The organism is Pedobacter sp. (assembly GCF_041645105.1).
Lineage (GTDB): Bacteria > Bacteroidota > Bacteroidia > Sphingobacteriales > Sphingobacteriaceae > Pedobacter.
Window position 1 is genome coordinate 99,023 of the sequence record NZ_JBAZQQ010000002.1, and the last position, 22,017, is coordinate 121,039.

Annotated in this window: 20 protein-coding genes and 2 tRNA genes; 9 read left to right on the forward strand and 13 right to left on the reverse strand. The window is 36.8% G+C overall.

Annotated features, from left to right (window positions below):
* Position 1 precedes the first annotated feature (1 nt).
* The 4 genes from WC623_RS06385 (at position 2) to WC623_RS06400 (ending at position 2,953) form a co-directional block, all read left to right on the forward strand.
* Entirely contained in the window at positions 2–490 is a 489-nt protein-coding gene (locus WC623_RS06385; protein ID WP_372849125.1) for a DsrE family protein, read from the forward strand.
* Positions 491–502: 12 nt separating this feature from the next.
* Complete coding sequence (locus WC623_RS06390; protein ID WP_372849127.1) at positions 503–1,426, forward strand: molybdate ABC transporter substrate-binding protein; 924 nt, start codon at positions 503–505, stop codon at positions 1,424–1,426.
* 150 nt (positions 1,427–1,576) lie between these two features.
* A complete protein-coding gene (locus WC623_RS06395) occupies positions 1,577–2,470 on the forward strand; it encodes a LysR substrate-binding domain-containing protein (protein WP_372849129.1) in 894 nt (297 codons plus the stop codon).
* 66 nt (positions 2,471–2,536) lie between these two features.
* A complete protein-coding gene (locus WC623_RS06400; RefSeq protein WP_372849131.1) occupies positions 2,537–2,953 on the forward strand; it encodes an EVE domain-containing protein in 417 nt (138 codons plus the stop codon).
* Between the two features lie 211 nt (positions 2,954–3,164).
* Here the strand turns inward: WC623_RS06400 and WC623_RS06405 are convergent, their stop codons facing one another.
* Both WC623_RS06405 and WC623_RS06410 read right to left on the reverse strand, forming a co-directional pair.
* Complete coding sequence (locus tag WC623_RS06405) at positions 3,165–3,686, reverse strand: acyl-CoA thioesterase (protein ID WP_372849133.1); 522 nt, start codon at positions 3,684–3,686, stop codon at positions 3,165–3,167.
* Positions 3,687–3,916: 230 nt separating this feature from the next.
* Entirely contained in the window at positions 3,917–5,365 is a 1,449-nt protein-coding gene (locus WC623_RS06410; protein WP_372849135.1) for a phosphatase PAP2 family protein, read from the reverse strand.
* Between WC623_RS06410 and WC623_RS06415 the strand changes: the two genes are divergently transcribed.
* Positions 5,364–6,848: an alpha-amylase gene (locus WC623_RS06415; RefSeq protein ID WP_372849137.1), complete on the forward strand. Its 1,485-nt coding sequence runs from the start codon at positions 5,364–5,366 to the stop codon at positions 6,846–6,848. The genes WC623_RS06410 and WC623_RS06415 overlap by 2 nt on opposite strands.
* 2 nt (positions 6,849–6,850) lie before the next feature.
* Here the strand turns inward: WC623_RS06415 and WC623_RS06420 are convergent, their stop codons facing one another.
* Entirely contained in the window at positions 6,851–8,119 is a 1,269-nt protein-coding gene (locus WC623_RS06420) for a DUF5103 domain-containing protein (RefSeq protein ID WP_372849139.1), read from the reverse strand.
* Positions 8,116–10,032, reverse strand: coding sequence for an ATP-binding cassette domain-containing protein (locus WC623_RS06425; RefSeq protein WP_372849141.1), 1,917 nt, complete (start codon positions 10,030–10,032; stop codon positions 8,116–8,118). Before WC623_RS06425 ends, WC623_RS06420 begins: the two co-directional genes overlap by 4 nt.
* A 68-nt stretch (positions 10,033–10,100) precedes the next feature.
* Between WC623_RS06425 and WC623_RS06430 the strand changes: the two genes are divergently transcribed.
* On the forward strand, positions 10,101–11,135 hold the full coding sequence (locus WC623_RS06430; protein ID WP_372849143.1) for a quinone-dependent dihydroorotate dehydrogenase: 1,035 nt from the start codon (positions 10,101–10,103) through the stop codon (positions 11,133–11,135).
* A gap of 1 nt (position 11,136) precedes the next feature.
* On the opposite strand, the gene WC623_RS06435 is transcribed toward WC623_RS06430, so the two are convergent.
* From WC623_RS06435 to WC623_RS06450, 4 genes are all read right to left on the reverse strand, one after another.
* Positions 11,137–11,772 (reverse strand): M949_RS01915 family surface polysaccharide biosynthesis protein, encoded by a 636-nt coding sequence (locus WC623_RS06435; protein WP_372849145.1) that lies wholly within the window; start codon positions 11,770–11,772, stop codon positions 11,137–11,139.
* Between the two features lie 81 nt (positions 11,773–11,853).
* Positions 11,854–12,030 (reverse strand): spore protein, encoded by a 177-nt coding sequence (locus WC623_RS06440; protein WP_349786063.1) that lies wholly within the window; start codon positions 12,028–12,030, stop codon positions 11,854–11,856.
* A gap of 31 nt (positions 12,031–12,061) precedes the next feature.
* A tRNA-Cys gene (locus tag WC623_RS06445) sits at positions 12,062–12,132 on the reverse strand.
* A 48-nt stretch (positions 12,133–12,180) separates the two neighbouring features.
* Positions 12,181–12,930, reverse strand: a complete 750-nt coding sequence (locus tag WC623_RS06450; protein WP_372849147.1) for a TrmH family RNA methyltransferase — start codon at positions 12,928–12,930, stop codon at positions 12,181–12,183.
* Between WC623_RS06450 and WC623_RS06455 the strand changes: the two genes are divergently transcribed.
* Positions 12,915–15,311 carry a BamA/TamA family outer membrane protein gene (locus WC623_RS06455; protein WP_372849149.1) on the forward strand — a complete coding sequence of 799 codons (2,397 nt, stop codon included), beginning with the start codon at positions 12,915–12,917 and terminating at the stop codon, positions 15,309–15,311. The two genes, WC623_RS06450 and WC623_RS06455, sit on opposite strands and share 16 nt — an antisense overlap.
* Before the next feature lie 9 nt (positions 15,312–15,320).
* On the opposite strand, the gene WC623_RS06460 is transcribed toward WC623_RS06455, so the two are convergent.
* The 5 genes from WC623_RS06460 to WC623_RS06480 are packed head-to-tail and all read right to left on the reverse strand — an operon-like array spanning position 15,321 to position 20,788.
* On the reverse strand, positions 15,321–15,851 hold the full coding sequence (locus WC623_RS06460; protein WP_372849151.1) for a hypothetical protein: 531 nt from the start codon (positions 15,849–15,851) through the stop codon (positions 15,321–15,323).
* Entirely contained in the window at positions 15,848–18,130 is a 2,283-nt protein-coding gene (locus tag WC623_RS06465) for a patatin-like phospholipase family protein (RefSeq protein WP_372849153.1), read from the reverse strand. Before WC623_RS06465 ends, WC623_RS06460 begins: the two co-directional genes overlap by 4 nt.
* Positions 18,131–18,189: 59 nt before the next feature.
* Positions 18,190–18,663, reverse strand: coding sequence for a TspO/MBR family protein (locus WC623_RS06470; RefSeq protein ID WP_372849155.1), 474 nt, complete (start codon positions 18,661–18,663; stop codon positions 18,190–18,192).
* Positions 18,664–18,673: 10 nt separating this feature from the next.
* Complete coding sequence (locus tag WC623_RS06475) at positions 18,674–19,426, reverse strand: glycoside hydrolase domain-containing protein (protein ID WP_372849157.1); 753 nt, start codon at positions 19,424–19,426, stop codon at positions 18,674–18,676.
* 57 nt (positions 19,427–19,483) lie between these two features.
* Positions 19,484–20,788: a PAS domain-containing protein gene (locus WC623_RS06480; RefSeq protein WP_372849159.1), complete on the reverse strand. Its 1,305-nt coding sequence runs from the start codon at positions 20,786–20,788 to the stop codon at positions 19,484–19,486.
* A gap of 167 nt (positions 20,789–20,955) precedes the next feature.
* Here WC623_RS06480 and WC623_RS06485 point away from each other — a divergent pair, with 167 nt between their 5' ends.
* Together WC623_RS06485 and WC623_RS06490 are read left to right on the forward strand one after the other, a co-directional pair.
* A complete protein-coding gene (locus WC623_RS06485; protein WP_372849161.1) occupies positions 20,956–21,471 on the forward strand; it encodes a DUF2911 domain-containing protein in 516 nt (171 codons plus the stop codon).
* 45 nt (positions 21,472–21,516) lie between these two features.
* Positions 21,517–21,588: transfer RNA gene (locus WC623_RS06490), tRNA-Arg, on the forward strand.
* Positions 21,589–22,017 lie beyond the last annotated feature (429 nt).

The following is a 22,017-nucleotide window of genomic DNA, read 5'->3' on the forward strand; positions in this document are numbered from 1 at the left end:
AATGAACCACATAAAAATGAAATATATGAAAATGAAACAAATCCTATTCGCAGTAATGATCATCTTCGGATGTACTGCCAGTGTCCAGGCACAAAGCCGTTTGGAAGCTAACAAAAATTACGTTGGAGCACCGGCTAAAAAATCCATGTACCGGGCAATATACCAGATGGATCAGGGAGCTCCGGATATCATTAAGAAGGCCATTAGAAACATCAATAATTTATTGGAAGATCCTCGCTTAAAGGGCAAAATACAAATTGAGCTTGTTGCTTTTTCAGGAGGTACAGAAGCCTACAAAAAAGGCAGTGAATATGAGGCTGCACTGAAGGCACTTGTTGATAAAGGTGTATTGGTAGTTCAATGTTTAAATACCCTAAAGGAGCGAAAAATAGAAAAGACTGAGCTTTTTGATTTTATTGGCTATGTGCCTACCGGAAACGGAGAACTAGTAATCAGGGCCGCTGATGGATGGATTATTGTTAAACCTTAAATAGTTTAAAGAATGAATATTACACGTAGGACCATAGTCATGGCTAATATGTTTTTAGCATCAATCTTTCAGCTTAATGCTCAGGATAAGCATCGGTTTGATCCGCCATGGAACAATCCTCCTAAATCGGCGGTAGAATTCACAGTACCAGGCATTAATAATGTCCCTGATTTATATGGAGATATTGAGAATCCACAATTGGTAGTTTTCTTTGCAGGAAATCAGTTCATGTGTGTGGACGATCTTTTAGCAGGCTTTCGCCGTAAACATCCTGAAATTCAAAGAATCTTTGTGGAAACCCTTCCTCCGGGGATTTTGGCCAAACAGATTGAAGGCGGTTCATTAACTTTAGGGAACCTTCGTATTACCACCAAGCCTGATGTATATACAGCTGGAAAAGACCGTATCCAATCTATGTCACATCATTTCAGTAGCACACATGTTTATGCGTACAACAAGCTGACCTTGATGGTGCAGAAGGGGAATCCAAAGAAGATGACTGGCTTAAAAGATCTTAATAATGCATCACTTAAGATATCAATGCCTAATCCGGCATGGGAGGGGATAGGAAGGCAAATTGAAAAAGCTTATCGAAGTGTTGGTGGTGAGGCTTTGTACAATGCAGTAATGAAAGATAAGGTTAAAGATGGTAGTACCTATCTTACCCGAATCCATCATCGTGAAAGCCCTATGCGCATTCTTTATGGCGAAAGTGATGTAGCTCCGGTTTGGACTTCAGAAGTGGTATATCAGAAAATGATTGGTCATCCTGTAGATGAAGTGGTGATTCCTAAAGAAGATAATATCCGTGCAACTTATATGGCAGGTCAACTTAAAAATGCGCCTCATCCAAAAGAAGCGAAGCTTTTTGTAGATTTTTTAACCTCTGAGGAAGCTAAAAGTATTTATGGGAAGTATGGTTTTGAAACAGACTAAGATTTTAAACCCTGTTTATGTGGTAGATGAGATTTTTTCTATCACATAAGCAGCGTTGTTTTTAACATATTTGGTATATTGATCTAAGGCTCATTTTTATTTTTTAGTTTTGAATGAGTAATAAGGTTTATGATAAATATCGATTTCAAAATGGCAGTTTTTTTTGCTGCTGTAAAACATTTAAGCTTCACTAAGTCTGCGCAAGAACTGAATATCTCACAACCCGCGGTAAGCAAAAGTATACATGAATTTGAAATCCAGGCAGGTAAAAGTCTTTTTGAAAGAAATGGGAATCGTTTAATGGTGACCGAAGCTGGTCAGTTAATTTATAAATATGCCCAGGAGCTAAATGTGGTATATGAACAGATCAATGAAGGTCTTGACATGCTTGACGGAAAGATTTCGGGCGACTTGCGTTTGGGGGCGAGTACAACATTATCCAATTATATTGTCCCAAATATACTTGCAGATTTCCATGCTGCCTATCCTGCTACTCAGATTAAAGTTTTACATGGAAACTCTCAACAGGTAGAACAATGGCTTTCTGAGAAAACCATAGATCTGGGAATTTTGGAAGGGCTTTCCAATAATTCATGTTTGAAATACGAAGCCTTCCTAAAAGATGAACTAGTGCTTGTAGCACGTCAATCTAATTCGAAAATTAGAGGGAGAGACTCTATAAAACCTAAAGAACTTCTTGCCCTGGAGTTTGTTATCCGAGAGCAAGGCTCAGGAACCAATGATGTTTTACGAAAGGCATTATTGCAGATCGGGGTAAATTGGCATGACCTCGATATCAAAGTAATTCTGGCCAGTACGGAAAGTATTAAAAATTTTCTGTTGCATAGTGATTGTGTGGCGTACTTATCCGTTTATTCTATTATGAAGGAGCTTAAGAGTGGGGAGTTAAAAGTTGTGGATATTGAGGGATTTGAAGTGAAACGTGACTTTTTCTTTGTTCATCCACAAGGCGTAATCAACCGCTTGCCAGAAGTTTTCTATAAATTTGCTAAAAAGAAATTCTCTGATCCTTCTTTTTCGTAAGCTGATAGTTGACTGATATAGAATTAAGGATAAAATTATACTTTTGCCATTGATAGCGTTATAAATATGAAAAAAACTCAATATTGGTTAGTAAAAAGTGAACCTTTTAAATACAGCTGGGATAAATTTAATGAAGACAAGCGTACCTTTTGGGACGGAGTGCGGAATTATCAGGCACGTAATAACCTGAAAGAGATGAAAGACGGCGATCTGGTATTGTTTTACCATAGCAATGAGGGTAAGAACGTGGTTGGTATTGCTAAGGTGGTAAAGGAATTTTATCAGGACCCTACTACTGATAATGCTAACTGGGTTGTTGTAGATCTTGTACCTGTTGAGGCATTGAAAAATCCAGTAAGTCTGGAACAAATTAAAGCAGAGGAAAGCCTTAAAGATATCTCTTTAGTTCGTCAGGGACGCCTTTCTGTAATGCCTTTAAAAGCTGTAGAGTTTGATAAAATCCTCGAAATGGGGTCAAAATAAACCATTCTTTTTCAAGTCTGCATCTTCCTGATGAAAAATCAGGAAGCGCTAAGGCCTTTCAAAAGAAGGTATATTTTGTTTTATAGAGTTTGTGCACTTTAGCAAGTTTACCTGCTTTGACCAGAAAAATTACCTTCTCAGAGGCGGCCTCAGGCGCTTTTTCCCTTCAGAAAAAGAGGCCAGTCGCAGAAGAGAATGGTTGTTTTTCCCCTTACTCCGGAAAAAATAAAGCTTTTAATTCAATCGCATCATCAGGTTTCATTTTGCCTCCTAATATCAGGCGAAGCTGTCTTCTTCTCAATGCTCCCGCAAATAATTCTTCTTCATCTGCGGTTTCAGGAACTAACTCAGGAACCGGAATAGTTCTCCCACTTTGATCTACTGCTACAAAAGTGTAATAGGCCTCATTTGATTTTACTCTAGCGCCAGATGGAATATTTTCAGCCCATACATCCAGACGTACTTCAACTGAAGTATTAAAGGCTCTGGTAACTTTAGCCTCAATAGTAATTACATCTCCCAATTTAATTGGTTGCTTAAAAGAAACATTATCTACTGAAGCAGTAACTACAATACGGTTGCAATGCTTCTGCGCAGAAATAGCAGCAGCGATGTCCATCCAATGTAATAACCTTCCGCCCATTAAATTGTTAAGGGTATTGGTATCATTAGGCAATACCAACTCATTCATAATGGTGAAAGAATCTTTCGGGCTTTTAATTTTTGTACTCATAGCAACTGCAAAAGTAATCAAAATTGAGCAACCTGACACAGGCTGAATTAAACAGCTTTTCTTTATGTTTTTTTTATCGTAACTTGTTGGTTTTTAGTGTTTCACTGTGGTGTGCTCTATGGGTTCTATGAGTCTTGTATGAGTCTCCTATGAGTCTTATATGACTTTGTATGACTCCAGGTCATATAAAAGCCCTTAGAAAGGCGTTTTTTGGTCATTTTAGTGGTTATCTACCAAATAAATGCTGTAAGGCCTGTTCCAAATGTAAAATGGTTGAATTTAAGTTTGGAAAGGCTTTCTGGAAGTTTTTCATATATCAATTTACCGTCATCATCTATATCCTGCAGTCCGTTCAATTCGAAGTTATGTTTAGAATTGAAATAAGTACCGTAAAATTTGATGGCCATATTACGTCCTATTCTTTTTTGTAATCCAATACCAGCTGTCCAACTTGGAGCAGGTTTCGGTTTGTATTTTAAAAGAGGGATTTCAGTTTTACCTGTCTCATTCTCAGTTTGATCATTAAGATTCAAAATAATATTCCCGGTACTACCAAGGGACATACCTGTATTTAGTTTTGCGGTAACGAACCAGTTGTATGGTAGCGGTAAACTAAAATATGGTCCTATGTTGAAGTATCTGATGCCTACAGGTTGAGTATATATGCCATCGCTGATATCCTGATAATCTGGGTCTGGAGCAATACGATCTGAGCCAACAGGGAAACTACTGAAAGCAAATTCGCCTCCTAATCCAAAGTTTTTACAAGGGAACCAGGCCCCTTCAATACCAAAGTTAAAGCCTGATTTTACATAAAGTTCGTCTGAAGTGGCCAAAGCAAGATGATCACTGGTCGCTACAGTATATCCAAGATGTAATTCTAAAAAGCTGGGTTTATTATTAATGGGGACAGGGTTGTTTCTTAAAGGCTCGTTCATTCCTTTATTTTTAAAAATCTGATCTGCCAAAAAGTAACCGAGTTCAGTAGAGGCAATCCCTATACCCGCACCTGCTAATACATCTGTTACCCAATGACGGTTATTCAGGCCTCTACCTAAAGCGGTTACTGTTGCAGCTGTATATCCGCCAACACTATATAAGGGGTGCCGATAGGTTCCATATTCTTTGTGTAACACTGTAGCATTGGTAAAAGCCATTGCAGTATGGCCTGAGGGAAATGAATTTTTGGAACTTGCATCAGGACGTTGAACACCAGCAGTGCGCTTTATGCTATTTACCAGTATACCCATGATGGCCATTGAAAAACCATAGGAGGCAATCATTCGTTTGGGTGAATTTTTCCCCTTAACACCCATAGCATTCAGGCCTAGAACTGCAACTCCCGGAGCATATTGAAGGTAATCGTCGAAATGATATCGAAATGTTGGAATATAGCGATTGCGTACTTCCCGGATTTCTTCTCTCTGCGACCATGTAAGCGATGTTGCACCAAACAAGATAACAGGTACTACAGCCTTTTCTGTAAATTTACTTTTCCAGAAAGAATTGTTGTGTATCGGAGGATTTGTAGAAACACTATCAATATATTGTGCCTTAACAGTTGTTGCATTAATAAAGAATACGATGAAGAGCGCGCACGAGTAGCTGTTTTTCAAGGGCATAAATAGATGTGTATAACTGGCAAACAAAATACGGTTTTTTGTATTATTGTTATACATGGATAATCAAACATTACTACAATATTTTCATTGGTATTATAATGAGGAAGATAAGTTATGGATTAAGGCTAAAAAAGATGCCCAATCTCTAGCTGAAAAAGGAATTACAGGTGTTTGGTTGCCACCGGCTTATAAAGCTGAGTCTGGTGCAACATCCATTGGTTATGATCCGTATGATCTTTTCGATCTTGGCGAATTTGATCAGAAAAACACCGTTGAAACCAGGTTTGGAAATAAAGCAGATTACCAGGAAGCAATAAAAGCATTTCAAGACAATGGTATAGTTGCCATCGCTGATGTGGTGTTAAACCACAAGGCAGGAGGTGATGAGTTGGAAAAGATACCTGTGAGAACTGTTGATCCTGAAAATAGATTGACATTTACTTCTGGAGTATTTAATATAGAGGCCTGGACAAAGTTTACTTTTCCAGGGAGAAACACAGTATATTCTGATTTCGTATGGGATAAGAATTGTTTTAGTGGAGTAGATTGGGCTGAAGACTTAAAGGAAACGGGTATCTATAGTATTCAGAATGAGTACGGTGAAGGTTGGGAGGAAGTTCCATCTGTTGAACTGGGGAATTATGATTATCTGATGTTTAATGATATTGAATATAGAAATCCTGCAGTTAGAGACGAGGTAAAACGCTGGGGAGAATGGTATTATCATACCTGTGGAATGAAAGGATTTCGTTTAGATGCAGTGAAACATATCTCTGCCGACTTTCTGATAGACTGGATTGATCATATGAAGACTGCTTGTGGATTAGACTTTTTCTTCGTAGCTGAAAACTGGAACATTGAATCCGTAGGATCTTTACAAAGCTATATTGAGGTTACCGGAGGAAGAATGCAGTTGTTTGATTCCTTGTTACATCACAATCTATTCGTGGCTTCTACAACAAAGATGTACGACCTGACAAAGATTTTTGATGATACGCTGGTTCAATCTCATCCATTATTAGCTGTAACTTTTGTAGATAATCATGATTCACAGCCCTTACAGGCATTAGAATCTTATGTCGATTTCTGGTTCAGACCTCTGGCTTATGCCTTAATTCTATTAAGAGAAGGAGGGATGCCTTGTGTGTTTTATCCCGACCTGTTTGGTGCAAAATATATAGACAAGACGGATGAAGGATATGAAACAGGTGTAGAGCTGGTGGCATTAGCTGTTTTGCCTGAAATGATGAGGATCCGTAGAGATCTGGCTTTTGGTGAACAGCATGATTACCTTGATTTCCCAACTTGTATCGGTTGGACAAGAGCAGGAACTCAAGAAAAAAGGCAGTCTGGCATTGCTGTACTAATGAGTAATGGTGAAACAGGAATGAAGTTGATGGAGATTGGTACTACGCACACAGGAAAGGTAATGATTGATGCGCTTGGTATCAGAAAGGAAGAAGTTTTAATCGATGAAAATGGATACGGGGAGTTTTATTGTAACGCCGGTAGCGTTTCTGTGTGGGTTTTCAGCTCTTAAAATTACCTTTTTAAAGTGTTTACATTTCCATATCCGATCAGTTCTTCCCATCTTGATCCTGGCTTTCTGTAATAAGCAAATACCTGATAAGTGTTTGCAGTTTCGAAGTAAGAACCTTCAAAAATAGCTTGATCTGTTTTGTTTGTCTCTGTATTTAGCCAAACATATTTATAGTCGTATAATCCCTGCTTAAGCGAAATATTACCATAAAACCTTTTTTTAGAAGGCTCAAAAGTCATTTTACTACTTTCATTCATGATATAATTGTTGAATCGTCCTATCACGTAAGCATCGCCTTTGGCAGTTGGTGGAACAGCGTTTAAGGTGAAATATACTTTGGCATAATCGGCATCTGTGCTGTTATCCCGACCATCAGTATTGCGGATGAAAAAGCTGCCGTTCTCATCAACCAGATTTGTGTATTTCGGTTTATTGCCATTCACATCCTGAAAAAGGATTACTTCTATACTAGCCCCTCTGACGATGTCTTGTACATTCTCTGCTTTGAAACGCAAACTACGAATATCAAACTTTCTAAATTCATGGCCTGCTGCAAAATCATTCGCGGTAAGTTCATTGTATACCAATGAGCCTGGTCTGATAAAAGTTGGTTTAGTGTTTAGAATAGCAGTTTGTGGAATTCCATTTTGCATGACAATTGCTTTCAGATCGGTATAAGGGTTCTGAATGGGCATTTTATGGAAAATGGTAAAGTTGATTTTCTGGTTGCTGAAACGTAAAGGGACTTGTGTACTTGGCATCACTTCTATGCCTACATCAACAAGATTCTCTACTACATAAAACCGCTGCGAAACAACTGCTTTCTGCTGATTTCCATCCTCATAAACCTTTAACAGGTAATTACCTGAAATTTTAGGTTTAATCTGATAGTTAGGTAAGCTTAGTTCGTAATGCGTGTATTTTTGCAGCGTATTGAATGAGTATTTAAAATCATTGATCCGGTCTTCGGAAATTCCCTCAAGGTAGTCAATGGGAGAGAGGCGTGAAGACTTCCAGTCAGACGTACAGTGTTCTATTGTATACCAATAGATTTTACTCCCGGCGTCTAGATCATCAAATGAGAAGTGCAATTGTTCAGTGGATTTTAAAGTGATTACAGGAATGGATTGTTCTTTGTTCTTGTTGAAACATTGCACCGTTTTTATCTGGGGCAGATATATTTCATTGTCATATACAAATTGTCGGGTTTGAGCCCCGGCCAACTGAATGCTCATTACAAGCAAAAAGAACAATCCTATCTGTTTTATCATTTTGTTTCTAGCTCCATAATTTGTGATGCCAGATCCTCCCAGTTTTTCTGGGCCGTGTCTAGCAGGAATTTGGCCGAAGTATATTCTTGATTTGCTTCCGCTAGCTTGCTTGAGTTAGAATAAACATCCTCATCAGCCAACTTTGTTTCTATTGTTTTTACACTTTGTTCAAAAGCAGCAATTTCCTGTTCTGTTTTTTGTAACTGATCGTTTAGCTTTTTAAGTTGTTGCTGTGTATTTGGAGTTGCTTTTTTTTCTTCCACTTTCGGTTTCACTTCTTTCTCCTGTTTTAACGGGATACTAGTGGCAACTGGTTGTGGTCTTTTTGCATTCCATTCTTCGTACTCAGCATAGGTGCCAGGATATTCTTTAATGTCCTTATCTTCAATAAACCAGATTTTGTTGGCTACATTATCCAGGAAATATCTGTCGTGAGATACGGCAATGAACGTGCCTTCATACTGCTGTAATGCCTGAATCAGGATGTTTACAGATTGTATGTCCAAGTGGTTGGTCGGCTCATCCAGGATCAGGAAGTTCGAATCCGTAGTTAATGATTTTGCAAGGGCTACTCTTGATTTTTCTCCTCCTGACAGGACTTTGATCTTTTTGAAAACATCATCACCGGTAAAAAGGAAACATCCCAGGATACCACGAAGTTCTGTATCAGTATGTTTAGGCGCAAACGCTTGTAGTTCCTCTAAAATGGTGTTGTCCAGGTGTAAAGATTCCAGCTGGTGTTGTGCAAAGAAAGTGGTAGTTACATTATGACCTGTTTCACATTTTCCTTTAAAGCCTTCAGCTCCGGCAATGATTCTCAATAAGGTAGATTTACCCTTACCGTTGGCACCAATCAGTGCAATTTTATCTCCTTTTTCAATCAGTCCATCTGCGTTTTCCAGAATTTCTACATTGGGATAGCTTTTATAGGCTTCTTCAACACGTATTACATGACGTCCGGAAGGTTTAGAGAATTTAAACTGAAAATTAACCGTTGGGTTATCATCGTCTACATCTTCTACACGTTCCAGTTTATCCAATGCTTTTATCCTTGATTGTGCCATTTTAGCTTTAGACGCTTTGGCTCTGAATCGCTCAATTAACTTCTCTTCCTGCTTAATTTTAGCCTGTTGGTTTTTAAATTCACCTTTTTGAATTTCACCTCTTAAAGCTTTTTCCTCTAAATAGAAAGTATAATTACCAGCATATGGTGTTAGCTTGCCTTTACGGGATTCTACAATCTTGTTTACAACTTTATCTAAGAAGTACCTATCATGAGAAACGATTACAATAGCTCCTTCAAATCCAAGTAAATAAGTTTCTAACCATTTAATGGAAGGTAAATCCATGTGGTTGGTAGGCTCATCCAGTAATAGGATATCGGGAGTTTGCAAAAGAATTTTGGCAAGCATTACACGCATACGCCAACCTCCAGAAAAGGTATTTAAGGGGCGGTGTTGATCCTGGGTGCTAAAACCCAGACCTGCAAGAATTTCGTTTGCTCTGTATTCGATACTGTAACCATCCAAAGCTTCAAACTCTTGTTGTTTGTCGCTCAGTTTATTTAAAACTTCTTCAGAATAATCTGTTTCAATCTTTTTTAAGAGTTCTTCAATTTCATCATGTAGCTGGTTTTGGCGTTCAAAAGCCTCCATTGCTACGTGTAAAATACTATGATGTGAATCGTAAGAAAGTAAATCCTGGTTCAGGTAACCGATTTTCAGATCTTTCGACATAGAAATCGATCCTGAAGAAGGTGCATATTCTCCAACAATTATTTTTAGTAAAGTCGATTTTCCCGTTCCATTGGCACCAATCAGTCCAATTCTCTCTCCCGGTTTTATGTGCCAGTCTGCTTCGTCATATAAGGCTCTAGAGCCCAGCAGGAATGTTAAGTCGTTTATAGAAATCATTTGGCTGCAAAAATACAACTTTACAGCTGAAATTCTTTAACAATAAAAACGTTCCTTATCTTCGCAGCATGTATCAGCTTATTAAACCTATATTCTTTCAGTTTGATCCTGAAAAGGTACACTATTTTGTCGTTAAAAGACTAAAATGGTTTCATGATAACTTCCCATTGGGTAAAACAATTCTGCGTAGCAGCTTTGATGTAAATATTAAAGGGCTTGAACGTGAGGTTTTTGGGATTAAGTTTAAAAATCCGGTAGGATTAGCTGCTGGTTTTGATAAGAATGGTGAATACATAGAAGCGCTGAGTAATCTAGGCTTTGGCTTTATAGAAGTAGGAACGGTAACTCCTTTACCGCAACCTGGAAATGATAAGCCGAGGATGTTCCGTTTAGAAGAAGATTCTGCACTGATCAATCGGATGGGTTTTAATAATAAGGGAGTTGATACACTTGCAGAAAGATTAAGGCTTTTAAGAAATAAGCATACTGACATTGTAATAGGTGGTAATATTGGTAAAAATAAAAATACACCAAATGAAGATGCGGTAAGTGATTACATTAAATGTTTTGACAGGCTGTTTGATGTGGTAGATTATTTTGTTGTAAATGTAAGTTCTCCGAATACACCAGGTTTAAGGGAGTTGCAGGAAAAAGAGCCCTTAATGAATCTTTTAAACACTTTACAGCAGCGTAATAAGAAGAATGATATATCTAGGCCGATTTTATTAAAGATCGCTCCTGATTTGACTAACGAGCAATTGGATGATATTGTTGAGATTGTATTGCAAACCGGGATAGCTGGAGTAATTGCTACAAATACAACAATAGATAGGAATGGTTTATATACACCTGAGAAGTTGGCTAATGAAGCAGGAGGTTTAAGTGGTAAACCATTAACTGTACGTTCGACCGAAGTGATCCGGTATTTATCTACGAAATCAAATAAAGCATTTCCGATTATAGGAGTTGGGGGAATTCATTCTCCGCAGGATGCCAAAGATAAGCTGGAAGCAGGGGCATCATTGGTGCAATTGTATACCGGTTTTATTTATGAGGGGCCTGCAATTGTAAGGAGGATTTGTAAGGAGTTGGTTAAAGAATAATCTATTTTCCAGTTATATTTTTATTCCAAAGGCTTTTGGCAAATTGTCTGAATTTTTCAGGTGCTGCTGTAAAGGCCTTGTCGAATTTGTATTCTCCACCTTCATAACTGTTGACTGCGATTTGCACCTTAGTTGTTCCACGCATGGCATATTTTTTCTTGCCCTGATACATGATAATTTTCATGTCGGAAGGGCTGATGTCGCCATGACAAACAGTTTTGTACATTACCCATATTTCGGGGATACCATCAGCATTTAAATCGGTAGTTTGTAGTGTGTTTTTAATAAAGCTAACTTCAATATCTACAGGACAGTCCTGGATAAAGTCTTGTATTTTCCAGGCCAATAGTGGCTGTCTGTTGTTTAAAATATAATGGTAGACATATAAGGCCGCATCAGTACCATCACTTTCATGCTCAACATTTTTATCGATATATATACCTGTTTCGGTAGCCAAAACGATATGTATGCCTTCTGTATCTGTCCACTTGATTGCCTCTTTAGCCTTTCCATCATATTTAATAGATTCAGGAATATCTTTAATAGCCAATTTAACTGGTTTGCCATTGTTTTGTGCAGAGCCAGATAAGTAAAATGATGTGCTGAAGATAATAGCTAAAAGGATTTTAAGTTTCATATTTTGACTAATGTAAATCTAAGGGCATAAAAAAACTCCTCTGTATAAACAAAGGAGTTTTTTATGCTTTAAACTTGAAGTTTATGCGCTTGCAGTAAGTTTAGCTAAAACAGCGTTGTTTTTAGCTAACTGATCTTTGCTAGATTGTTTAGATCTTGTACCTAATTCAATGTTGGTAGCTAATTTTAAGAATTTAACATCTAGTTTTGCAAATGTTTTATTTCTTCTGTCTTTTCTTTTTAATCTTGTAACTGCCATGTTAATCTTTTTTATTTATTAATAAATCTTGAGGTCGAGAGCGGATTCGAACCGCTGTACAAGGTTTTGCAGACCTCTGCCTAGCCACTCGGCCACTCGACCTATTGAATTTCAGGTTGCAAAAATAGTAATTAAATATTAGGAACCAATTTATTTTTGAAAGTTTCTGCTAATATCTGCACATAAAATTGCAGCAGATATCGCAACGTTCAATGATTCAGCACTTCCCGTACGTGGAATGGTTACCGGATTATTTATCAATTTGATTACTTCGGGAGTAATTCCTTGTCCTTCGTTACCCAAAATGACCAATCCTTCTTTACCCCAATCTGTTTTATACATGCTTTTTCCATCCAAAACAGCACCAAAAATAGGAATTTCTATTGCTTTTAGTACTGAGGGGAGATCTTCATAAAAAATATTTACCCTACATAAAGAGCCCATCGTTGCCTGGACAGTTTTAGGATTATAAACTTCAACGCAGTTATTGGAGCAAATAATTTGTTTAAAACCAAACCAATCTGCTGTTCTGATAATTGTTCCCATATTCCCTGGATCCTGAACACCATCGAGGACTAAAGTGAAAGCATTTTTTAATGATTTAGCATTCAGCGTCTCTGGTTTTGGAATATGTACAAGAGCCAGAATTCCCTGTGGGGTTTGTAATGTACTAATCTTATCCAGTTCAGCATTGTTTACTTCAAATAACTTTATATTTGCTGGCAATGCTGTTAGTGAAGACTGATATTGAGCCAGATAATAAATACTGTGGACCTGGTAATTGGACAGGATAAATTCTTCGATAGATTTTATTCCTTCAATAATGAATATCCCGTTTTCTTTACGGTACTTTTTTTGATGTAACGATTTTATAAAACTTATCTGTGATTTTGAAAGCATACCACGATTATAAAAAAAATGTCCTGTTTCGTGCAATATTACTGTTTTTTATTGTTTTTGTCACAGGATGTTCATCAACAAAATATATAGCGGATTATCAATCTATCGTTAAAAAGGTAGAAATAGACAGTATCCCAAAAGATTTTCATGAAGAAGCCCTGAATTATATACAGAAAGATATTCGTCCCTCTTCTAAGATTGGAATAAATGTTTTGATCTATAATATGTTTAATACCAAAGACGGGAAGTATAAAACCGCTAATGTTAAACCTCTGGGAACTCCTCCTCCAATTTTAGACAGTACGCTGGTCGAAATTTCTCGCAATCAGATAGAAAAATACCTGATCAGTAAGGGGTATTTTAATGCTAAGGTAGAATCTGAAATTAAAGTTGAAAACAAAAGAGCTGAAGTTTTTTTTAAAGCAGATACTGGAAAAGTCTTCACTATAAACAAGGTGAAGTACGAAATTCCTGATGATAAAATTAAGGAATTGTATTTGTCAGATCGTGCTGCTTTTACCCATTTGAAAGAAGGTAAACGCTATGACGACGACTCACTAGGTTATGAGCGTGACCAGATTTACCAGATAATGAAACAACGGGGATATTTCGATTTTTCCCGCCCTTATATTAAGTTCTTGGTTGACTCAAACTTAAATGCAAATAAAGCGAATGTTACATTAATTATTGATAATCCTGTAGATAGACCAAGGCATTTGCAATACGTATTGGGAGAAACAAATATTATCATTGCACCAAATTCAGATGGCTTTCCTGATTCAATAAAAATGAATAGCCGTGCATTCAGGAATGTAAGATATACTGACCTTTCTGGTAAATTCAGGAGAAATCCTATTGTTAGATATAATTTTCTGCGTCCGGGCGATCGGTACGATATCAGGAATGAAAATGTGACATACGATCGTATGTATGAACTTAATGTTTTTAAAAATGTTAAAATCGAATACAATAAATCGAAAGATAGTTCAACGGTAAACCCTGTCCTTTTGCTGATCCCTCAGAAGATCATGAGCAACAGAATCGAGGGGGAAGTGCCGTTTAATAATGGTACTGTAGGTTTTACCCTTAGTAATACCTACACTAACAATAACTTATTCAGAGGAGCAGAAAAGTTTGAATTTCAGATTAAAGGAGGGCTGCAGGCCAGACTTGGGCAAGGAAGGTCTTTTATCAATGAAATATACCAACGTGATTTTTCTGTGGGAGCAACATTAACAGTACCAAGACTAATGATCCCTTTTTCGAGGTCAAGACCCGGAAAAGGAGGTATGCCACATACTATATTCTCAACCAGCTATGTTTATGCCCTGCAGAAGGATTTTTTTCAACGTAAGGTTATCCTGGCTTCGGTAGCTTATGAATTCAGAGAAACCAGTTCTAAATTTCATACGGTAACACCTTTGAACTTTGAGTATCGTTTTGGCGGGTTGCTTTTTGATAAAACTGATGTTACTAATATCAATTATCCATTGATTGTTAATAACCTGGTAAATCTATTACTGCTGGAGAGAAAGAATGTGACATTTGGAATTAAATATGCTTATACTTTGAATAGCGAAAAATTGGCTACCAATAAAAGCTTTGTCTATTTTAAAGGAGATATTGATTTAGCAGGTAATATGTTGCAGGGGGTCTCAAAATTATTGAACAGTCCACTAGATACGACCGGTGCTGCAAAGATTTTTGGTGTGCCCTTTAATCAGTATGTACGCCCGGAGATTGATATTCGCTGGTATAAGAGTTTAGGAGGAGATAAGCAGTTTGTTGCTCGTTTTAATGCTGGGATAGGTTATGCTTATGGTAATTCAATTGAAACAGGTATTCCTTTTGAAAAACTGTTTTATGCTGGTGGTTCCAGTGGTGTAAGGGCATGGCAGGCCAGAACACTTGGACCTGGGAATTACAACAGGGGAGAAACACTTTCAACTGAACAGGAACGGAGATTACTTTATGGTTTTGATCAGACTGGTGAGCTACATATTGAATCAAACTTTGAGTACAGGTATAAATTATTGAATAAGTTTTTTGGTGCCAAGCTTAAGGGGGCTATATTTTTAGATGCAGGTAACGTATGGAATGTATCTAGTGGTGAATCTAAAACAAGATTTGATTTCAAATCCTTAGGGAGCCAGATTGCATTGGGAGCAGGAACAGGATTCAGGTACGATGTTCAATATTTCGTATTCCGTTTTGATATAGGTTTAAAGCTCAAGGATCCACAGTTTACTGGTTCTGACCAATGGGTGATCAATAAGTTTTTAAGCGGCGGTAAGGCTTTCAAAAGAGCATACGACGCGGCTAATTCTCCTGATAGGTATCGCTTTGTGCAATACAACTTTGGTATTGGAATGCCTTTCTAATATTTATTGTTAAAACATAGCTTTTAAACCATCAAATATCGTTTCGAAAAATGTAGATAGGTTTAATCCATTACTGTGATTGAAATAAATGTAAATGACTAAAATAATTACCGCTGCAATGATGAATTTTCTGAAGGCAAAAGCTAAAAATACAATGATAGCAGGGAAGAGGATCAACCACATACTATTAATTGTATAAGGGTTTAGTGATCCCTCTTTTTTATAAACATATAGCAATTTACTGTGTGTGCCAGTTTCGTTTTGATGTTTGATGTAGACAAATGTAGAGCGTTCGAGTTGTAAAGGGAGAATAGCGACACCATCATTAAAACGTAGGGGTTGGGAAAAGCCGCTGACTGTAAAAGTATAATTGCCATTGATTTTTTCCAGAGGATTGTCTAAAGAGTCTGCAGCAATAATAGCTAACTTGCTGTTTTTAAGTAAACTTTCCTTTACTATAAAATTATTGATGTCTGCTTTTTGTGCAAATGCCGGACTACAGAAAACTGAAAGCAGGAGCAATAAATATATTTGTCTCATTCTAAAGATCGTTTGTTGTAAATAAGATATCCCAAATGTAGTAAAACGCCATTTCTTTTTATCGGGTTATCGTATATATTATAACTGAAACTTATTGGCCCAAGTGGAGTATGGTAAACCAGACCTGCGGTTCCTGCATAGTGCCATTTAGTAAAAGGGGACCTATGTTTGACATCCTGGAAACCTATTTTTTCAAATTCACGATGAGGTATAAATACATAACCTTCAACCCGTAAGTCTAAATTTCTTTTTAAAGAATAAACATTTTTTAACCCCCCGGCCAGGTAAGTTGTTGCTCTGAAGTTTTCAAGAAATATTGATTTGCTATCTTGAAGTGGATAAAATGCAGGAGCGGCCAACAATGTTGAATAGTAATTAGAAAACAATGGTTGATTGGAGAACACAGCCTCGGCTTGATAACCGAGTGTATATTTGTTGATTCTTAAGAAGTAATTTTCATCACTCAATTTTATATTTACCCATTGTCTGAATTTTTTTGTAACCGGAACTTTAGCAGCGATGGTTGAACCACTGATTCCTACAATATTGCCAGGAGTATAACTTTCACGGCCAGTAAAGTAGTTGGCGCTAAAAAGGAAATGGCGACCTCTGTTTGCATATTGTTTACGGTTGAAGGTATATTGCTCAAAAGAAACTGTAGATCTTGAACCATTAAGTATCGTTTTCTCCAGTTCATCACCAACAGCAAATGTATTGTTGGGACTATATCTATCATTATTATTGACAAAAGCTGTACCCACTATTATCCTTGTGTTTCTGTTTAAAGGCATTCCGATATTCAGGTTTATTTTTCGATCAGATTGCTCAATATAGGTTGGATGAGGATTTTCAATAAATATAGAACTGGTTTTATAATAGTTAAAGTGATTATAAGTTACATCAGCAGCAAGAAATAAGGGTAGGCGTGAGGGGAAATCAATACGGCCAGTCATCTGTACAGACTCATAAAAGCGGCCAGAATAAAGGTTTAAACCAAAGGTATATGATCTCCTGTTTAGATAATTATATTGGGTGCCTAAAAATACATTGCTGATGGGGCGCGTGGATATATTGCCTCCAAAGTCAATTTTTAAACTCTTTGTCGGTTGTGCCAGTATTTCGAAGTTATAACTGTCTGAAATTGCATTGTATGATATTTTCGGGTATATAGTTTCGAACGTTTCATCGGCTACCAGTTTATAATAGCCTCTTTTAATATCCGTAAGATCAAATGTCTTCTGATCACGTTTAAATAATCGTTCAATGTATTTTTTCTGCTCCGTATTTACACCGATTACAGTTACATTACTAAATATCAGATCTGGTTTTTTCTGGTTAAAAGCATCTCTTCTTTTGGCTAACTCATTTGTGCTGACCCTTCTGTTGGTCTTCTTTTTTATTTCATCCATATTAGCCATTGTAGCATCATAACCTTGTTTAATCAGTGCTTCTACTGGATTGAAATTCGTTGAATTGTACTCTTTAAGGTTTGGTTGGATGTAAATTCCATTGTCTCCAATGAGTGTTGAATCCGATTTTGACAGAAACATAAATAGCATTAAGCGATTCATGAGTCGTTCATCACGGTTTTTGGGATATTCATTGTAAGTTTTAGAGGATACATTGGCCCCAATTATCATATCAGGATTAAACTCTTTCTTCATTACATCAGCAGGGAAGTTGTTATATAGTCCCCCGTCAAAAACATATTTTCCATCAAGTTTTATAGGTCTGTATATCAATGGGACAGTCATTGTTGCCCTAACAGCTTCAGCTAAACTTCCTTTTTTGACGGTGATGCTGGTTTGTGAAAGAACGTCTGAAACCATACAACGGTATGGTACGAAAAGATTATCAAAATTATCTTTTGAGATGGCTGATGCTTGAGAGAACAATTCCAGTAATGCGAAGTTTAATGGAATATCATTTACCAAATGTGGTCTGAGGCTAATGCGCAGGCTCGTATCCAGGGATAATTTTGCGGTAATAATTGATGGATTTATTGGTTGTTTCTGAAAGAAGTAACTAAAATCACTTTTAAACCTACCACTAACCCAATCTTGAAACTCAGGACTAAGCGCAACTTTTTCTATTTGAAGAGGAGAATAACCTGCCGCATACATAGCACCTACTATTCCTCCCATTGATGTTCCGGTGATGTAATCAATTGGGATATTGTTTTCTTCAAGTGCTTTTAATGTGCCGATATGAGCCAGGCCTTTCGCGCCACCACCACTCAATACCAAGCCTACTTTTTGAGCATAAAGTGGGAATGTCAAAAAGGTCAGGATGATTAACAATATTTTTTTAAAAAATACCACATCCTAAAATAGGGAAATTAGTTCAGAATGAAGATATTATATGTCAGCAGAGTGGCAAAGCTTACCCACAAAATATATGGTACAAATAACAGCCCGGCTGTTTTATCGATTTTATAAAACATAATGGCGTTGATTATGATTGCAATAAGCAGAAAAATGATTTCGAATAATGCTACATTTATTTGACGCGTGTAAAAGAAAATAAAGGACCACATGAGGTTCAATATAAGCTGTACGAAATAGATAGATATAGTTCGTGGAAGCTGTTTAATAGTGTGTCTTTTTTGCCATACCAGGTAAGCTGCAGTTCCAATTAGAATATATAGGCAAGTCCATACAGGTGCGAAAATTGCATCTGGTGGATTAAATGATGGTTTTGCTAAAGTTACATACCAGGTTTTTACCGAACTAGACGTAAAATAAGCACCTAATGCTCCAATAGCAAGGGGAATAAAAATATTGAGAACGAAAGCAATAGGATTAAATCTCATAAACAGTTTCTTAATATGGAATTGCGTCAGAAGTAATTAGCATGCTAAAATTATAATACAAAATATCACCTTTTTTCATATGTTGTTCATCGCTGTAGTTATCGGCCAGGATTGCTTTTCCTTTTTGTTCGATATGGATGCCGCCATTTCCGTTGTTAGCCCAGGATTTTGGGAGTGTTTTGTGCTTGTTATCTGTTAGCAGGTATTGCAGACCTCCATTCCTATTGCCAATCCAAAGTTTTTCCATTGCTTTACTCCATTTCCAATCTATAACCTCAGGTCTGCTTTCTTCTTTTTTTCCTAAACCTTTAATAAGTTTTGCAGTTTCAGCGGTGAAAGGGAGATGCAAACGGATATTTTCCAGGTCTATATCGTTCAGAGCGGTTATTTTAACGGTATAGTTCAATTCTCCGTCTGGGTTAACAGCTCCTTCCACTTTCATGTTTAAAGCATCAGATGTATTTTTAACTACCCAGCTAACTTTTCCAGGACTTTGTTTTTTGATATGCAGTGCACCATTATTCCATTTGATGTCTTTATGATCGGATGCATTAATCACATGAAAATGTATCGGTTCAGTAATCAGGTTAAAAGAAGTACTGATCATTGCAGGAAGACCATCTGAATTTAAATCGATTTGTTTTCCCGGCATTGAAATATTCTTTTCCTTAATGACCAAAACTATAGCTTGGTCTACGTTTTTCTGTGCTTTAATATTCGTGGCCAGCAGTAAAATACAGCATAAGGCAATGAATTGTTTCATGTAGAAGATATGGAATGATTTTTTTTAAAAGTAAGGTTTTTTAGGATAGTTTTCCGTTTAGGATTCAAGCTTTTGAGTTAAGTAAACAATTTCCTTAATAGATTCGTCCATCTGTATAGCTGTATGTTTAATTCTTGCAAGTAGTTCCAGGTTTTCAGGATCGTTATGCTGTTCAATATTAAAGAGATCTACCAGTCCCATTAAATTGGATACCGGACCTCGAATCTGATGTGCCTGTACCCATGCAATTTCTTTAAACTGTCTGTTTTGCTTTTCAATTTTTTGCTGGTAATTCTTTTGATCTGTAATATCCATAAGGTATACCGCCAGGCCAGTATGAGTAGGATATGCATTTACACTTAACCAAAGAGGAGGGAAAGGATAAAATTCTTCAAAATGTACTGAAACCTTTTCATTTACTGCTTTATGATATTGAGAATAATAATCAAGACCTGCAGCCTCTGGAAATGCTTCCCACAGAACTTTTCCCAGTAATTCTTCCCTGGTACGTTTTAAAATTCTTTCAAACGATTTATTAATATAGGTAAATTCCCAGTTTTCATTTACTGTATAAAATGCATCAGTAATGCTTTCCAGTATACTTTCTACTTCAGCAGCTTTTTGTTTTACAGCAAGGTCTGTTTTAACGTTTTCATCTATGTCTAATGCTGTTACTAATTTACATGATTTACCTTCAAACGTAACTTGGTGCGTAAAGATATTAACATAAAATACCTCACCATTTTTTCTCGTGTGTATCCAGATTCCTGCATTTAAATAATCCGGAGGTAGATCGTTATTGACCTTGTAAAATGCTTCCAGCTCAGATTTAGGCCTAATATCTTTCGCTGTAAGTTGGAGAAATTCTGATTTGGTATAGCCATACTGTTTTAATGCTGTTGTATTTACGTCAAGAAAACGATAAGACTCCTCTTCATAAATATACATTGGACTGGGGTTTTCTTTAAAAATATTCATATAGCAATTCATATTTTCTCTTCTGTGACTTGCCAACTGTATAGTTTTCTTTAATAAAAATGGTTCTAACCATGATTTAAGTAACCAATCATCTGCTCCATCAGGGATTATCTGTGCTGATGGAATTGTATTGGTTATGATAATTATTGGGATCTGTGGAAAATCATTATGAAGTTGCAACACTAGCATGGAGCTATGGTCCATATTCTCTGTCAGGAAGAGCATAACTTTATATGCTTCTGTACGATCAATATGATAGGGTAGTCCTGTGTAAGCAAGTATTTTAGTTTTCGGACATCCAATATCTACAAGTTGATTACGTAGAAGTTCTTCCCCTTCAATCTGTTCATTTTCTTTTACGATTAATACATTTTGATTGAACATGATAGTTACATTAACACCAGTGGAAGCGTTACTACTGAATTTATTTTTTTTTTCGCTAAAATCCAAATTTATTTGAACGTTATTTTACCATTGATAACATTTTTAAGCTGAACAATGATTTGGCGAAAGAGAATGCTTTCCATATATTAGAAGTAAAAAAATAGATTATGAAAAAAATAATTGTACTAGCAATGGTTGCAGGAATGTTTAGCTCTTTAACACTTTCTGCACAACAGGATAAAAGCAAAAGGCCAAGTCCACCTGCTGTTGTAAAAGAGACACTGAATTCGGGTGCTACAGTAACTATAGATTACAGTCAGCCATCTGTAAAAGGTAGAACAATAGGTAAGGAAATTGCACCATTGGGTAAAATATGGCGTACAGGAGCAAACGAACCAACTACATTTGAAGTTAGTAAGGCCGTTAAAGTTGATGGAAAAGCATTACCCGCTGGTAAATACGGCATGTATTCCATTCCAGGTGAAAAAGAATGGGTAATTATTTTTGGTAAAAAATCAAATGTATCTGCTGATAAGCATGCTGAAGCCGATGATGCTTTACGTATTAAGGTTAAGCCTGTTAAATCTGCAGCTTTTACTGAAAAAATGACCTTTACAATTGATAAAAGTGGTAAAGTTGCATTGGTTTGGGGTGATATTCAGGTTCCTTTTACAGTAAAGTAATTTGATGTAGATTTTAATTAAATGAATCCATATATTTGCGATCCTGTCTCCGTAGTTCAATGGATAGAATTTTGGTTTCCGGTACCAACGATATGAGTTCGAATCTCGTCGGGGACACCTCACCGGAGTGAAAATCTGATAAAGATTTCACTCCGGTTTTTTTATACCTTAAATTTCTGTTAATGTGGTAGATAAGTTTAGCGGTTTCATTGATCTCAGGGGTTCGATGAGTTTCGCCATCAAAAACCCATTTTTCATTATAAATCGAACCCACGATTGCCCTTTTTATGTCAGAATCTGCTGCTATGTAGAATTCTGGCAGCTTTTTAAGGTTATTGACCGCTAAATCAGCCAAACCTTCAATGTCAAGTTCCTCATCAACTGTTTGACTTAATTCTTTAATCTCTGCTTCACATCTTACAATGGCATTTTCGCATTCTTTTTTGATTTGCTGATATTCATCGGCTGAGATGGATTTATTTATCAATAGCTCCAATGCTCTTGCTTTCCTGCTATTCTGATCTGCTATTTGATCTAGTTTTCGAT